Here is a 15317-nt window from a genome sequence, read left to right as displayed (position 1 = left end):
AAAATCATCTTCTTTCTAATTGTTGTAGAGCTACATCTAACTGAGTATAGAGAACAGCGAGATCTCCATTGTTGTCTAGAACCAGATCTGCATGGGCTCTTTTTTCGTCTAACGGCATTTGAGCTGCAATGCGCTCTTGAGCCTGTATTTCTGACAAGTAGTTGCGTTCCATCAGGCGTTTGATCTGGATTTCTTTCGATACTGTAACCAACCATACAGCCTCAAACCACTCTTCATAATGCTGCTCGATTAAGAGCGGAATGTCCATAAAAAAGAGACCGGATTGAGCTGCTTGCCTGTCTCTTGCATCTGCCAGAGCCTCACGAATCAGCTGGCCTTGGACACGATTGGACCAGTCTCGTTCACTAGGATCTGAAAAAATCCGTTGGCCGAGAGCGACGCGATCCAGTTCTCCATTTTCTGTGAGAATCTCCTTCCCAAAATGGTCCACTAGGACACGGTAAAGGGCTCCTCCTGGTGTCTGCAAGTCATGAACTACTCGATCAGCATCGATGACCATATAACCTTTATCTCTTAGATAGGAGGTGACAGTGGACTTTCCCGAAGCAATCCCTCCTGTTAATCCGATGATTCTCGCCATCTAGTTCTCCTTTTGGCAGTGGGGGCAAAAATGGGTCCCGCGTCCCCCCAGCTGGATTTTCTCAATCGGTGTCCCGCAGCGCAAACAAGGCTGACCTGTCTTGCCATAGACTTGATGCTCTTCCTGCATGGTGCCATCCTCTCCAAAAGCATTGCTGTAGGAGCGAATGGTGGAGCCACCCTTTTCAACAGCCTGAGCCAATACGGCAATTGTTTCTTTGCGAATGGCTTTGACTTCTCTAGCCGTCAAACTTTGACCTAAACGGGCTGGATGAACCTTGGCTCGATAGAGGACCTCATCCACGTAAATATTGCCCAGCCCAGCTACCAATTTTTGGTCCAAAAGAGCTGATTTAATAGGTTTCTTGGACTGTTTAAGAGCTGCTTGGAAGGCTGGCCCTTTAAAATCCTCTTCCGTCGGTTCTGGACCAAGTTTTTTATTCAAAAAATAGCTGTCTAGAAGCTCAGGCACTAGAACTTCCATGGTCCCAAACTTACGGACATCTTCATAGACCAGGGTGCTGCCATCTGTAAAGTGAAAGAAGACATGGGCATGCTTGCGAAGAGGGACTTCCTCTGGATAAAAGAAATACTTGCCTTCCATCCGCAAATGCGAGATGAGGACCAGATCCGTCAGATGAAACAAAAGATATTTGCCCCGTCGTCCCATGGCGCGAACCGCTTGCCCCGGTAGATCATGAAGGAAGGCATCTAGATCTGTATGGATCATCTTTGGATACTTTACTTCCACTGACTGGATCGTCTTTCCAAGAATTAATTTCTCAAGACCACGCCGAACGGTCTCAACTTCTGGTAATTCAGGCATAGAACTCCTTTCAAAAACAAGAAGCAGGCCCCTGCCCACCTCTTCTTAATATTCTTTTTCGTTGTATCCGAAATCGGCAAGATCCAATTTCTTATCCCGCCAATTTTTCTTGACCTTGACCCAGGTTTCTAGAAAGACCTTGTCCCCTAGCATCAGCTCGATATCCTTCCGCGCAAGGGTTCCGATTTTCTTAAGCATGGAACCTTGCTTTCCAATGACAATTCCTTTTTGGCTATCCCGCTCGACCATAATGGTCGCACGGATATGAACCTTGTCCGTTTCTTCGTCTCGCTTCATGGAATCAATCACGACCGCAACTGAATGCGGAATTTCTTCACGGGTCAATTGAAGCACCTTTTCACGAATCATCTCAGAAACCAAGAAACGCTCTGGGTGATCGGTGATTTGGTCTTCTGGGAAATATTGGAAACCTTCTTCCAAATTTTCACTTAAGATATCCACCAATCGCGAGACATTATTGCCTTGTAGGGCTGAAATCGGCACAATTTCCTTGAAATCCATTTGATTTCTAAAATCATCAATTTGTGCTAAGAGTTGGTCTGGATGGACTTTGTCGATCTTATTGACCACAAGAATGACAGGTACTTTAGCCTCTTTTAAGCGCCCCATAATCATGTCATCGCCTTTGCCACGTGCTTCATCCGCTGGCACCATAAAGAGGACCGTATCGACTTCTCGAAGAGTGCTGTAAGCTGATTCCACCATGAAGTCCCCGAGAGCTGTCTTGGGTTTGTGAATCCCCGGAGTATCAATAAAGACAATTTGCTCTTTATCGGTTGTGTAGATCCCCATAATCTTGTTGCGCGTTGTCTGCGCCTTATCACTCATGATGGCAATCTTTTGCCCCATGACGTGGTTCAAAAAAGTTGACTTCCCAACATTGGGACGTCCTAAAATGGCTACAAAGCCTGATTTAAACGTCATAATTTCCTTTCACGAGGGCATGTTCCCTCTTATCCAAATACCAAAGCCCAGAATTTGGGCACAAAAATGATTAATCCTGTCACCAAGGCAAAACCTGATACGACCAGAACAGCCCCAGCCGCCATGTCTTTGGCATTCTTTGCTAGCATCGAAAAATGATAGTCACTGGCCAGATCCACCACATTTTCAATGGCCGAATTCACAATCTCAAAAGCAATGACCAAGGTGATGCTGAGCAATAAAAAGAGCCATTCTGTTGCAGAAATCCGAAAAAGTAAACCCGCAAGAAGGGCTCCTAATGAAGAAAGAGCATGCTTGCGCATATTGCGCTCCTCTTTAATGGCAGTAAAAATCCCTGTAATTGCGAACTCCAAACTAGAAGTGAAGTCCCGGTTTTTCCATTTTCGTTTATTGTCGTGTGAGTCCATAGGCTGTCAAAATCTCTTCCTGTAAGCCAAACATTTCCTTTTCTTCCTCCGGCGTATAATGATCATAGCCATTGATATGAAGAAATCCATGTACTGCTAAAAATCCCATCTCGCGCTCAAAGCTGTGGCCGTATTCTTCCGCCTGCTCATGCGCCTTGTCAATTGAAATAAAGAGCTCACCGATATAGGTATCAAATTCTGCCATCATCTCTGCCAATTCTGGATTTTCAGCCAAATCTTCCTCATCAATCGCAATCTCCATCTCAGGCTTGTATTCTAAACTGATGACATCTGTCGGACGATCCGTATCCCGGTATTCAAGATTGAGTTCATGGCTGCGTTCGTTGGTCACAAACGTTACCGCCATCTCCTTGTCTTCTTTCCCAATCTTTTGGGCCGCAAATTCTAAAATTTCTCGTGTTTGTTTTAAGATTTCATCAGAGACTTGACCCGTCTCATCGACCATTTCAATATACATCTGGATCACCTCACTATTATCACTTTATTATATCACAAAAACCAGCCTATAGACTAGATACAGGCTGGTTTTCAAACTTTTTCTTTGCATGATCATCTTACACTACCGTTTGCTGGATGGCATTCATCTGGGCATAGATCCCGCCTTGCGCGATCAATTCCTCATGTCGACCACGCTCCACAATGCGTCCTTCTGATAAGACCAAGATCTGATCTGCATCTTGAATGGTCGATAAGCGGTGGGCAATGATAAAGGTCGTCCGTCCTTTTTGCAGGACCGCCATGGCCTTCTGGATGACTTCTTCCGTCTCTGTATCGATGTGAGAGGTCGCCTCATCTAAAATCAGGATGTTCGGATTCATATAGAGCGTCCGCGCAAAGGAAATCAACTGTCGCTCGCCACTTGAAAAAGCGGATCCCTTTTCTACGACTGGATGGTCGATTCCCTTTTCAAGGCGCTCTACAAAGGGCCATGCTCCGACTTTTTTCAGCGCCTCTTTGACCGCATCCCGATCAATGTGATCCTGGCTCATGGCCACATTACTCGCAATGGTTCCTGTAAATAGATAAGGATCTTGCAAGACAATTCCCATGTGACTTCGTAGGCTCTCACGAGAGACTTGGCGAATATCTTGACCATCGATCAAAATTGCTCCTTCTTGAGGATCGTAGAAACGATAGAGCAGGTTCATAATCGAAGATTTACCCGATCCAGTATGGCCCACAAGGGCAATGGTTTGACCTGGACTAGCCTGAAAGGCAATATCCTGTAAAACTGGCTTGCCTTCTTCATAGGCAAATTGGACGTCGTCAAACACGACTTGAGCCTTTTCTATCTTCAGTTCCGATACACCATCGGCCTCTAAGGGTTGATCTAAGAAGGCAAGGACACGACTCCCCGTCTCTAGTGATCGCCGAATATTGGGAAATTGACGACTAAGGGCAGCCATTAGTTCAAAGAGGTTCATGACATAGTTGATATTGATAAACAAGAAACCAGCCGTCACACCAATATTCCCTTTTAAGTAAGACATGCCAGCGATGGTCAAAATACCTGCAATGACCAAATACTTGAGCAATTCCGTCAAGGTCCAAGAAGCGATTGAATCAGCTAAAAGGATCCGGTCATTAGCCCCTAGCATCTTCTGCGTAGTAGCTTCAAACTCCTCGATAACATGGGGCTCTTGCCCGTAGAGTTGGATCATGCTGGCACCATGCAAGAGTTCATTGACCTGGGTATTGACCTCGCTTCGCGCATCAAAGAAATCCTTCATCGGCTGGTCCGTCATGACCTTGTAGAGATACTGGATCCCGTAGAAAATCGGAAAGACCAAACACAAGAGAAGGCCCATCATAGGGCTCAGGTAAAAGAGAATCCCTAGAACAAAGAGAAAACGTACTAAAAAGATAATCAACACCATACAGGAGTTATAAAACTGAGTCCGCAAGGTTTCCGTATCATTGACAATTCTTGTCGCGATCTTTCCAGCCGGCTTATCATCAAAATAAGAGATCGGTAGACCTTGCATGACTTGAAAGGCTTGGTCTCTTAGGTTAGCCGTCACTTGATTGCTTCCGTGTAGCAAGATCCGATTCCCTAGGTAGCTAATCAGCTGCCCAATGCTTAAGACCAAGAGATAAAAACCTCCCATCTGGAGTAGCTGACCTTGCTCTCTACCATGGGTCAGTGCGGTCAAAGGCCCATCAATCATCTTTTGAAGAATGAATGGAGACAGCTCAGAAAAGATGGTCGCTAATAAGAGACAAATAAATCCAACAAGAAAGACTGTAGGATAAAGCGTGATCCTAGATAATAATCGTTTCAATACTTTCATCTTATTCTCCTTCCTGTTTTTGTTGCCGTTGGTATTGTTCGTAGTACCAACCCTCTTGAGCCAGCAGATCACTCGCTCTGCCTTCTTCGACAATCTGTCCTTGATCCAAGACAATGATCCAATCCGCCTGATGGACAGCAGACAAGCGATGGGAAACAATGATGGTCGTCTTGCCTTTTCGCTCTGTTTGAATACTGTCAATAATGGCCTGTTCGGTCTTGGCATCCACTGCAGAAAGGGAATCATCTAACAACAAGAGATCTGCATCCCTTAAAAAGGCACGCGCCAGAGAGAGCCGTTGTTTTTGACCTCCTGATATAGAGACCCCTTTTTCACCGATCATGGTGTCCATCCCCTGAGACATCCGCTCGAGATCATCCGCAAAAGCAGCTTGGGCTACCGCTTCTACTAAATCCTCTTCACTAGCACCATTTTTACCCAGAGCGATATTGTCACGAATGGATTTTGAGAATAAAATATGTTCTTGGGAAACATAGCCAATTTTATCTTCAATGGAGCGCCGGTTGTAGGCGACGATCGGTTGCTGGTTGATCAAGAATTCCCCCACACCAACTGGGTACTGCCGCAAGAATTGTCGAACCAGGGTAGTCTTTCCTGATCCGGTACGACCAACAATCCCTACTGTTTGGCCTTTCTGAACGGTCCAATCAATACCTGACAGGCTCTTTCGCTCAGCACCAGGATAGCGGAAGGAATAATCCTTAAACTCTACCGAATCAATTTGTGCCAAGAAATGCGGACCATCTGGCTCTAAATCATCTGTTTCATCAATCACTTCTTTTAACTTCTTAAAGGACATTTGCCCTGTCTGATAGACCAAGATAAAATCTGATAGCATCCACATAGGCTCAACCAAGAAGACCAAATACAGTTGCAAGGCCAAGAGTTTTCCTAAGCTCAATTGCCCACTAGCTAAGGATTGACCTCCAAATACCAAGAGTAAGACAGTCGAAATTCCAATAAACAAAAGGGCTAAAGGGCCAAAAGAATATTGGATAGAGGCGATCTTATCTCCTGTTTTTGCAAGACTAGCTGTTTTTGTTTGGAACTGTTTGACCTGCTGGTCCCGTCTACTATAGGCACGCATGACCCGAATCCCTTCGATAGACTCCAAGACTTCATCATTCAACTGTGCGACTGCTTCCCGGTTTTGCTCAATGTAGTCCTCCTGCTTTTTACTCAAAAAATAGGTGGATACGAGAAGAAATATCATGGGGATAAAACAAATCAAGGTCAATTGCCAAGAAAGGAAAAACATGGCCAATATAATAAAGGTAAATAAACCGCCACCATAAAGGATAATCATCATTCCGTAACCAGCCATATCGGCCATGCCATCTACATCTGTCGTAAAGCGCGTCAAGAGATCTCCTGAACGGAATTTCTCAAAAAAGGGACGCCGCATAGCTACTAGTTTACGAAAAGCTTGTCCCTGAAGGATCGACTTAAAATGGATGGACGACTGAAAGAGGCGCAACTGCCAATAAAAAGCCGTCAGGTAATTGAGGATGGCTGATCCTACCAAGAGGACCATATCCCATACAAAGTTGGATTGTGTCAGCGTTTGCTGACTCAAATGATCCACTAAACGCTGAATGACTTGCGTCGGGATCAATAAGGTATAATCATAAAGAATCAGGACCACAGCAATGCTAATATAGCGCCACTTGCGTTCTCTGATATACTCCCAAATAGCTCTTATCATCTACTCTCCTTTTCAAAACGACACAGAAAAAACCCAAGCAAGGAGCTGAGAGCAGTCTCAGTCCACACTTGGGCCTTCTGATGCCTATCACCAATTCAGTTAAGGCAGGCAAAAATGCACACAAAAAACCCAAGACAGACTCCTCCATCTTGGGTTTCATTCATTTTTTAAATGGAACTCAACTGAGATTGGAGAAGTTGTGTATTCAATTGTGTCATCAAAACATCTACTTTGTTCATGATGGTTTTCTCCTTTCTCTTTGTTGTTCTAACTTTACCACTTATTTCCGTGCTTGTCAACGTTTTTTTGAAAATTGTTGAAAATAGCATACTATGAGATGACCTCTATACGTAAAAAGAGAAGCCTAAACATCTAGAAGCTTCTCTTTCATACTATGACAATGCTAGTTGCCGGGATTGAACCGGCGACCTCATCCTTACCATGGATGCGCTCTACCGACTGAGCTAAACCAGCAGTACCTATCTACTATATCATGGAGATAGGCCTTTTGTCAATATCTTGACTCATTTTTCTGCCAAATATTCTTCCTTAGTAAGGACATAATGGACTCTCGTCACCATTCGCCCCTCTTCATGCGGGTCTAGCATCGCGTAAGCTTCTTCATGGGAAAATTGCATCCCTGCTTTGGCCATCACTCGGCCAGAAGCTGGGTTGTCCTTGTCATGAACGGCAATGAGCTTGTTCATCCCTATCTGTTCAAAAGCTAGGGCAATCACTGTCTTGGTAGCTTCTGTCGCAAGACCTTGGTTCCAATAGTCTTTGTTGAGAACATAGCCGATACTCCCCTTTTTCAGACGAAGATCCAAGTCCAGTAAATCAATCGTCCCAATAAATTTTCCATTTTCTTTGAGCTCGATCCCCCATCTTCCAAGTGGGCTGGCCAGGTAAAAGAGGGCAATATTATTACGTGTCTCTTCAAGACTTCGATTGGTTGGAAAAGTATAGCGCGTAACGGCTTCATCAGAAGCATACTCAAACATAGCCGGTGCATCCTCAAGAGTGACCGGACGCAAACGTAAACGCTCTGTCTCCATTTCACGATAAGCCGCTAACTTCACATATAAATTTTCCATTTGACACTCCTTCTTTAAGGATTAGTTTAGCAAATAACCTAAAGGAATGCAAGCTCAAATTTTTCCTGCTTTTTAACCAACTTTTCTATACAATAAAATCAATTAAAACAATCGGATAAGGAGTAAAAAGGTCATTGAGTCAAGAGAGAAATCTCACACCAATTGATGAATTGGTTTAATGTCTAACATTCAAAAGGCAAAGATCCTCTGATCTTTGCCTCTTCTTTTATTCCGTTTCTTCTTCCACATTCGGTTTTTCTTTGAGCACTGGATTTGGGATTGGCTCATAGGCCCGAATAATTTCTGCGACGACTGGATGGCGCACAACATCCTTGGCAGAGAAATGCACAAAGTCAATTTGAGAAATGTTCTTCAATTTCTCCTGAGCATCAATCAAACCGGATTTCACATTTCGCGGAAGGTCGATCTGGCTGGTGTCTCCATTGACAATCATCTTGGAGTTAAAACCAAGACGGGTCAGAAACATCTTCATCTGCATGATGGTAGTATTTTGCGCTTCATCGAGAATGACAAAGGCATCGTCCAAGGTCCGCCCCCGCATATAGGCCAAAGGCGCTATCTCGATAATCTCGCGCTCCATCATCCGAGTGGTTTGGTCCTTCCCCAGGATTTGGTAAAGAGCATCATAGACTGGACGGAGATAAGGGTCGACTTTTTCCTTGAGATCCCCTGGAAGGAAACCAAGGCTTTCTCCTGCTTCTACAGCTGGCCGTGTCAAAATAATGCGCTTGACCTGACCACGCTTGAGGGCGGTCACGGCTAAGGTCACAGCTAGGAAGGTTTTCCCTGTCCCCGCTGGTCCGATTCCAAAGGTCACATCATGACTTTTGACACTATCGACATAGATCTTTTGGCCAAGTGTTTTAACCCGAATGGGCTTGCCGAAACTATCCTTGATAATCTCTTCTTCATAGAGAGCGATGAACTTATCCAATTCCCCATTTCTCACCATGGTAATAGCGGTCACCACATCTGGCGTTCCAATGGTCATGCCGCGGTTGACGAGGACCAAGAGAGCTTGGATGACTTGACGAACCTGCTCGCAGCTTTCTTCTTCCCCAATGATTTGGACGATTTCTGTCCGGGCGTGAATAGTCACCCCAAATTCTTGCTCCATCAAACGAAGATGGCGTTCGTTGGATCCAAACAAATGAAAGAGATCGTCTGGATGCGTTAATGTAATTTCAACTGAATGTTCTTGCAAAAAAAGAACCTCTCTACCTGTGTTTTTTTCTATTATAGCAAAGAGGCCGAGAAAAAACCATCCTCGACCTGTCCTTTTCTAGTGGGCTTGGTATTCTTCCCAAATGGCATCAAAATCGCCAAGATTAAAGGAAAAGCTAGCATGCTCTTCTAGATAGCGACTGACTTCATCAAAGTCATCTGTATGCTTAGGAAAAGCAGACTCATGAAAAGCCAAATCCGCTAAAATGGCCTTAGGCGCATTGCTTTTGGGATTGCGCTCTGTCATCAGCCAAGTATAAAATGATTTTCTCATAAGCCTCCTCTTAGATGATCTCTGTTCCAAATTGGTCTTGCTTGATTTTTTTCGCCTTCATCAAACCACCCAAAGCCTTTTTGAACTGGCCTTTTGAAATCCCAAAAGTTGCCTTGATCTCTTCTGGAGAGGATTTATCATTCAAGGTCATAAAGCCTCCATTGGCTTCCAAATAGGTCAAAATCATTTGGGCATCGTTTTCCAACATTTCAAAGGAGCGTGGCTTCAGCGACAAGTTCAAGGTCCGATCTACCTCACGAAATCCAATGACCCGGGCATCTAGGACTTGTCCTAAGCGGGGTTCTGCATAGCGCTCACTCGGGTGAATAAAGCCTAGCATATTGTTCTCTGGAAGGTAAACAAAGGTCCCAGACAATTTCAAGCGATAGACAATGGCTGGCCAGTTTTGGTTTTGCATATTGTTGTAAGCTGGACGAGCCAAACGCTGGAAATCTTCCTGATAGGCCAAGATCCCCCAAATACGATCTTTCTTATCAACTTCTAAACGAATATAGAGACGATCGCCCTTCTTGGGCCATAGATCTTTCATCTCAGGTAGGATATCTAATGAGACAACGATCTGCTTATCTGGTAGCCCTGTATCCACAAAGACTCCCAGATCCTTGCGCACTTCTGTGACCGTCCCCCAGCCAAAGCTTTCTTGAGTTGCTGTGACTTCAAGTGTCGTGAGTCGGAGCTTTTGCTTCATATCGGTATAGGCAAAGCCCTTGACACTTTCTCCAACTTGATGCGAACCTTCTGCTTTATCAAGCGCGTAGGTCTGGCCATCTTTTTGAACAAAATAGAAGCGATCATTTTCATCAATGACCATTCCCATGATGTAGCTTGCTAGATTCGTATTCATGTTTCCTTCTTTCCTCTTGCCTCTTCACAAGAATAATGGAAATAAAACCCAGCCAGCAGTGCCAACTGAGTCTTTCTTTCCTGTAATGGTTAGGATGGATTAAACTTCCATCAATTCTTTTTCTTTGTGAGCTGTCATTTCATCTACATGTTTGACCGCATCATCCGTTACCTTTTGGATCTCTTTTTCAAGACCTTTCAATTCATCTTCTGTGATTTCTTTTGCTTTTTCTTGTTTCTTGGCTTCGTCCATCGCATCACGGCGGATATTACGGATCGCTACTTTGGCACTTTCGCCCACTTTTTTCACTTCTTTTGCCAAGTCACGACGAGTTTCTTCTGTCAAAGCGGGAATGACCAAGCGGATAACAGATCCATCGTTGGCTGGAGTGATTCCAAGGTCAGAAGCATTGATGCTGTGCTCGATGTCTTTCAAAGATGATTTATCAAATGGTGTGATCAACAAGACACGCGCTTCTGGAATCGTGATAGATGCCAATTGGTTCAATGGAGTCTCTACTCCGTAGTATTCTACGAAAATACGGTCCAAAAGACTAGCATTTGCACGTCCAGCACGGATGCTACCAAATTCACGTCCCAAACTTTGGTGAGACTGGGTCATTCTTTCTTTTGCTTTTTCTACGATTGGGTTTGCCATAATTTTCCTCTATTTTCTATTATTTTTCTACGTTATTTGATACGGTTGTACCGATATTTTCACCAAAGACAACTCGTTTGATATTGCCTGGTTCGTTCATATTAAAGACAACCAAATCAATGTCGTTGTCCATGGAGATCGTGGAGGCCGTTGAGTCCATAATTCGAAGACCTTTGTTGATGACATCACGGTGAGTCAATTCCTCAAATTTCACAGCTGTCTTGTCCTTCTTCGGATCGGCGTTGTAAACACCATCAACCCCATTTTTCGCCATAAGAATAGCATCTGCTTCAATCTCAGCTGCACGAAGAGCTGCGGTCGTATCTGTTGAGAAATAAGGAGAACCGATCCCTGCGCCAAAGATCACGATCCGATCTTTTTCAAGGTGACGAAGGGCACGACCACGGATATAAGGTTCTGCGACTTGTTGCATGGCAATCGCTGTTTGAACACGAGTATCCACGCCAACTTGTTGAAGCGAATCAGCCATCACAAGAGCATTCATGACAGTCCCAAGCATTCCTGTGTAGTCTGCTTGGACGCGATCCATCCCTGCTTCAGCAGCAGGTTCTCCACGCCAAAGGTTTCCACCACCGATCACCAAGGCAATTTCAATTCCAAGTTCGTGAACTTCCTTGATTTCTTGGGCCATATTTTGGACAGTTTTGATATCGATTCCGACGCCACGTTCGCCAGCAAGGGCTTCACCAGATAGCTTGATTAAGATACGTTTATACTTAGGTTCTACCATTTTCTCTCTCCTTTTTTGATCTGTATTATTTTACCATAAATTACGCTTTTTATATAGTCCTATCTATTAAAATTTTTGTTTTTCCCTCCGACTAATCTTATCAACCATCCTAAAGAGAAAATGGCAACAAAAAAGCTACCCGAAGGCAGCTTTTCATTTTCATTAAAGCGAGTTAACATCCACTTTGATACCAGGACCTTGAGTTGTTGTCAAAGTCAAGCTAGTTACGTAAGTACCTTTAGCTGTAGCTGGTTTTGCTTTTTGGATAACATCGTTGAAAGCTTTGAAGTTTTCAACCAATTTAGTATCATCGAATGAAACTTTACCGATGATGGCTTGAACGATACCTGCTTTATCAGCACGGTAAGTGATTTTACCACCTTTAGACTCTTCAACTGCTTTCGCAACATCCATTGTTACTGTACCAGTTTTAGGGTTTGGCATCAAGTTACGAGGTCCAAGGACACGTCCAAGACGTCCAACAAGAGCCATCATATCAGGTGTAGCGATAACTACGTCGAAGTCCAACCAACCATCGTTGATTTTCGCAACAAGGTCATCTTCACCTACGAAGTCTGCGCCAGCAGCTTTTGCTTCTTCAGCTTTTGCACCACGTGCAAATACAAGAACGCGAGCTGTTTTACCAGTACCGTTTGGCAATACCATTGCTCCACGGATTTGTTGGTCAGCTTTTTTCACGTCAATGTTCAAGTTATAAGCAACTTCTACAGTTGCGTCAAATTTTGCAAAGTTAGTTTCTTTTGCAAGAGCTACAGCTTCTTCTACGCTGTAGACTTTTGTGCTGTCGATTTTTTCAAGAGCAGCACGAAGTTGTTTGCTTTTTTTAGCCATTTTATCTTTCTCCTTGTAATGTGGTCATATCGATTTTCATCTCCCACGTCACTCGTCATTTGATCAAGTGTATTGCGGGCAAATAGGATTGTTACAATTAGTCAGTAACAGTGAATCCCATAGAACGAGCAGTACCTTCGATCATACGCATTGCAGACTCAATGTTTGCAGCGTTCAAATCTGGCATCTTAGTTTCAGCGATTTGTTGTACTTGTGCACGAGTTACAGTTGCAACTTTCGTTTTGTTCGGTGTACCTGAACCTTTTTCAACACCTGCAGCTTTTTTCAAAAGAACAGCAGCTGGTGGTGTTTTTGTAACGAAATCGAATGATTTGTCTTCATAAACAGTGATGACAACTGGGATGATCATACCAGCTTGATCAGCTGTACGAGCGTTAAACTCTTTAGTGAATCCCATGATGTTGATACCTGCTTGACCAAGCGCTGGACCAACCGGTGGAGCTGGAGTAGCTTTACCAGCAGGGATTTGCAATTTTACAAGTTTTTCGACTTTTTTAGCCATTTCTTAAATCCTCCTTTGTGGTTTTGGCGGTAATTACAGATTTTTACCTCCCACAAGTATGCTTTGTGCATACCTTTCTATTATACACGATTTCTTATTTTTTGCAAGAAAAAATCAAAATATAGTAAACTTTTTTTCCGTTTTATGATAGAATGAAGCTATGTTAATCAAAGTTGCTTCTGTATTATTTATTTTTTTAACGCTGATTCTGAGCGGTATCATTGTCCACCTCTTTAAGCTTCAAAAAAGAGGATGGCGATCCACCGATATTGCCTTTCCTTTATTTGCCTTGGAGTACTACCTGATCTCAGACAGCGCCTTTTATCACAGCCTCTTACCGCTGCTAGCTTTAAGCCTTTCGCTTTTAGCCTTGGGACTAACGGTTTATTTCTTAAAAAAGAAAAAGAGCTTTTATTACCCTAAATTTATCAAATATTTCTGGCGTGCTGGATTTTTGGTTACCTTCTTGCTCTATCTGATCCTAACTGCTAGTTTGTTTATCTAATACTGAAAAAGATACCATCTTGCTTCATTTCAAGGTGGTATCTTTTTTTAACCAACTACGACGATTTGAATGAACTAGTAAGTCTTTACCATTGTTAATGATTCATTTTTACAATTTTATGATCGACAATCTGATAAATAGAATCGTAATCTTCTTTCTGGTATTTATGAGCTATTTCTATCAAGGTACACTTTTGTTGAGCCAATATTTTTCGAATCTCTCTTGCATTTGTTTCATCCAATGCTGCTGTCACCTCATCGGCTAATAAAATGGGTTTTGGTCGGAGAATACACCTTGCCAATTCTAGTTTCATCATTTGTCCTCCAGATAAATTCTGTGGATCTACTTGATACCCTAAATCACCAGCTAATTCGTCCCAAAGATGAACGGATTCTAAAGCTTTTTGAAGTTGGTCATCTGAAAACTCCTGAAATAGGGTCAAATTTTCTTTTACAGTCCCCTTAAATAGATAAGGTTTTTGATGAATGAGATTGACCCTGTCGTAAGAAGGATAGCAAGATTTTCCTTTTCTATCTATCAACTCAATACTTCCACTATATTCCTTATCTTCTCCACATAATAAGTGAAACAGGGAAGTTTTACCACTGCCACTGGCACCCGTGAGCAGTACTTTCTGACAAGCAGCAATCGTCAGGTTTGTATTTCTAAAGATCAAATGATCTCCAAATGTCTTTGTTAAATCATCGATCTGAATACTGAGCTTTTCTGCCAAAGGTTCTAAAATGGTTGTCGTCTCATCCACTTCAGGCATTTTCAAAATCGACACAACTTTCTTTTTGACAACCATTGATCCTTGCAAATTAGAGGTCATTTCTAATAATTGTTGCAAAGGGGAAATTAGATTCATAGAAGCCGTCATCATGGCGATGAGGGTTGTCAGAGACAGGGTCGTAGAAGGAAGAAGCAATAAACCCGTTAACAAGGGGGCAATCAGTCCTAATCCTTTTAAAGGACCCGTCCAAAACATGACTAAATTGTGTGTTGTATAGTAGGTATATTGTTGATGCTCCGTTTCACTAATTTCTTTCAGAACATGTTGAGAAAATTCAGTTCCGGCTTGATTGCTTTGGATGGTTTGAATTCCTTTGCTGAAATCGGTGATACTTGATAAACTTTTCTTTCTTGCCTTACTTAGCTCTTCCCCACGTTTTTGTAGGAGTTTGTTAAATACAAACTGAGGAATGATCATCAAGAAACCACCTATTGTAAAGAGAAAACCAATAAAAAAGTTCTGCATGATGAGATAGACTATAGATGCTAGAATGGATAAGCCAAATACTGGATAAATGAGCATAGGAGTCAAAAATTCTTGCCAAAACATCGGAATATCCTGTGTTAAAAATGAGTTTAACTCTGCCTCTGTATACTCTAATTTTTTTAGATGAAAGTAGGTTAAAGTTTTCTCTGAGATCAATATGTTGAATTCTTTGATGATCGATCGAACTAGAAGATTATCTATATACATACATGCATAGATCAATACAAATAGAGCAATTCCTCCTATACCAAAGACAAGTAAGGCTCCCTTATCTCGCGGATTAATTTCACCTGCAAACTGAATAATAAACGATAACAAAAGCCCTTGAAGTGAGTACAAAACAGCAAATAGAACATACAACATCAATTTCCATTTAGATAAACTTTTTAGAATGACTTGCATCTTATTTTTCTCCTTTCCCTTTTTATAGATATA

General features: G+C 42.8%; 17 protein-coding genes and 1 tRNA gene. 1 reads left to right on the top strand and 17 read right to left on the bottom strand.

The window, feature by feature from the left end:
* Positions 1–4: 4 nt before the first annotated feature.
* The 16 genes from coaE to rplK form a co-directional block, all read right to left on the bottom strand.
* A complete protein-coding gene (gene coaE, locus BTU61_RS05065; protein WP_200772608.1) occupies positions 5–601 on the bottom strand; it encodes a dephospho-CoA kinase in 597 nt (198 codons plus the stop codon).
* Positions 602–1426: a DNA-formamidopyrimidine glycosylase gene (gene mutM / locus BTU61_RS05060; protein WP_200772607.1), complete on the bottom strand. Its 825-nt coding sequence runs from the start codon at positions 1424–1426 to the stop codon at positions 602–604. It abuts the gene before it with no gap.
* 45 nt (positions 1427–1471) lie between these two features.
* Positions 1472–2371: a GTPase Era gene (era, locus tag BTU61_RS05055; protein ID WP_200772606.1), complete on the bottom strand. Its 900-nt coding sequence runs from the start codon at positions 2369–2371 to the stop codon at positions 1472–1474.
* Between the two features lie 29 nt (positions 2372–2400).
* The gene (locus tag BTU61_RS05050) at positions 2401–2799 is read right to left on the bottom strand and encodes a diacylglycerol kinase family protein (RefSeq protein WP_187540392.1); all 399 of its coding nucleotides are present in this window, start codon (positions 2797–2799) and stop codon (positions 2401–2403) included.
* Positions 2780–3277 (bottom strand): rRNA maturation RNase YbeY, encoded by a 498-nt coding sequence (gene ybeY / locus BTU61_RS05045; protein ID WP_200772605.1) that lies wholly within the window; start codon positions 3275–3277, stop codon positions 2780–2782. Before ybeY ends, BTU61_RS05050 begins: the two co-directional genes overlap by 20 nt.
* Positions 3278–3374: 97 nt before the next feature.
* A complete protein-coding gene (tetB(46), locus tag BTU61_RS05040; protein WP_200772604.1) occupies positions 3375–5111 on the bottom strand; it encodes a tetracycline efflux ABC transporter Tet(46) subunit B in 1737 nt (578 codons plus the stop codon).
* A 1-nt stretch (position 5112) separates the two neighbouring features.
* Positions 5113–6837, bottom strand: a complete 1725-nt coding sequence (tetA(46), locus tag BTU61_RS05035; protein ID WP_200772603.1) for a tetracycline efflux ABC transporter Tet(46) subunit A — start codon at positions 6835–6837, stop codon at positions 5113–5115.
* A 401-nt stretch (positions 6838–7238) separates the two neighbouring features.
* A tRNA-Thr gene (locus tag BTU61_RS05030) sits at positions 7239–7311 on the bottom strand.
* A gap of 50 nt (positions 7312–7361) precedes the next feature.
* The gene (locus BTU61_RS05025; RefSeq protein WP_200772602.1) at positions 7362–7931 is read right to left on the bottom strand and encodes a GNAT family N-acetyltransferase; all 570 of its coding nucleotides are present in this window, start codon (positions 7929–7931) and stop codon (positions 7362–7364) included.
* A 226-nt stretch (positions 7932–8157) separates the two neighbouring features.
* A complete protein-coding gene (locus tag BTU61_RS05020; RefSeq protein WP_200772601.1) occupies positions 8158–9156 on the bottom strand; it encodes a PhoH family protein in 999 nt (332 codons plus the stop codon).
* A 78-nt stretch (positions 9157–9234) separates the two neighbouring features.
* Positions 9235–9450: a YozE family protein gene (locus tag BTU61_RS05015; protein WP_003005127.1), complete on the bottom strand. Its 216-nt coding sequence runs from the start codon at positions 9448–9450 to the stop codon at positions 9235–9237.
* Between the two features lie 10 nt (positions 9451–9460).
* Positions 9461–10315, bottom strand: coding sequence for an RNA-binding virulence regulatory protein CvfB (cvfB, locus tag BTU61_RS05010; RefSeq protein WP_200772600.1), 855 nt, complete (start codon positions 10313–10315; stop codon positions 9461–9463).
* Between the two features lie 99 nt (positions 10316–10414).
* Positions 10415–10972, bottom strand: a complete 558-nt coding sequence (frr, locus tag BTU61_RS05005) for a ribosome recycling factor (RefSeq protein ID WP_187540376.1) — start codon at positions 10970–10972, stop codon at positions 10415–10417.
* Between the two features lie 19 nt (positions 10973–10991).
* The gene (gene pyrH, locus BTU61_RS05000; protein ID WP_187540374.1) at positions 10992–11723 is read right to left on the bottom strand and encodes a UMP kinase; all 732 of its coding nucleotides are present in this window, start codon (positions 11721–11723) and stop codon (positions 10992–10994) included.
* Positions 11724–11885: 162 nt separating this feature from the next.
* Positions 11886–12575, bottom strand: a complete 690-nt coding sequence (gene rplA, locus BTU61_RS04995; protein WP_187540372.1) for a 50S ribosomal protein L1 — start codon at positions 12573–12575, stop codon at positions 11886–11888.
* A gap of 97 nt (positions 12576–12672) precedes the next feature.
* Positions 12673–13098, bottom strand: a complete 426-nt coding sequence (gene rplK / locus BTU61_RS04990; protein ID WP_003005369.1) for a 50S ribosomal protein L11 — start codon at positions 13096–13098, stop codon at positions 12673–12675.
* A 160-nt stretch (positions 13099–13258) separates the two neighbouring features.
* Here rplK and BTU61_RS04985 point away from each other — a divergent pair, with 160 nt between their 5' ends.
* Positions 13259–13603, top strand: coding sequence for a DUF3397 family protein (locus BTU61_RS04985; protein WP_049472904.1), 345 nt, complete (start codon positions 13259–13261; stop codon positions 13601–13603).
* Positions 13604–13697: 94 nt separating this feature from the next.
* Here the strand turns inward: BTU61_RS04985 and BTU61_RS04980 are convergent, their stop codons facing one another.
* Positions 13698–15284: an ATP-binding cassette domain-containing protein gene (locus BTU61_RS04980; RefSeq protein ID WP_200772599.1), complete on the bottom strand. Its 1587-nt coding sequence runs from the start codon at positions 15282–15284 to the stop codon at positions 13698–13700.
* Positions 15285–15317: the final 33 nt, after the last annotated feature.

Origin of the sequence: Streptococcus lactarius (assembly GCF_016642265.1) — a bacterium.
Lineage (GTDB): Bacteria > Bacillota > Bacilli > Lactobacillales > Streptococcaceae > Streptococcus > Streptococcus lactarius.
The sequence above is the reverse complement of the archived record's forward strand: the minus strand, read 5'-3'. Positions and strand labels throughout refer to the sequence as shown.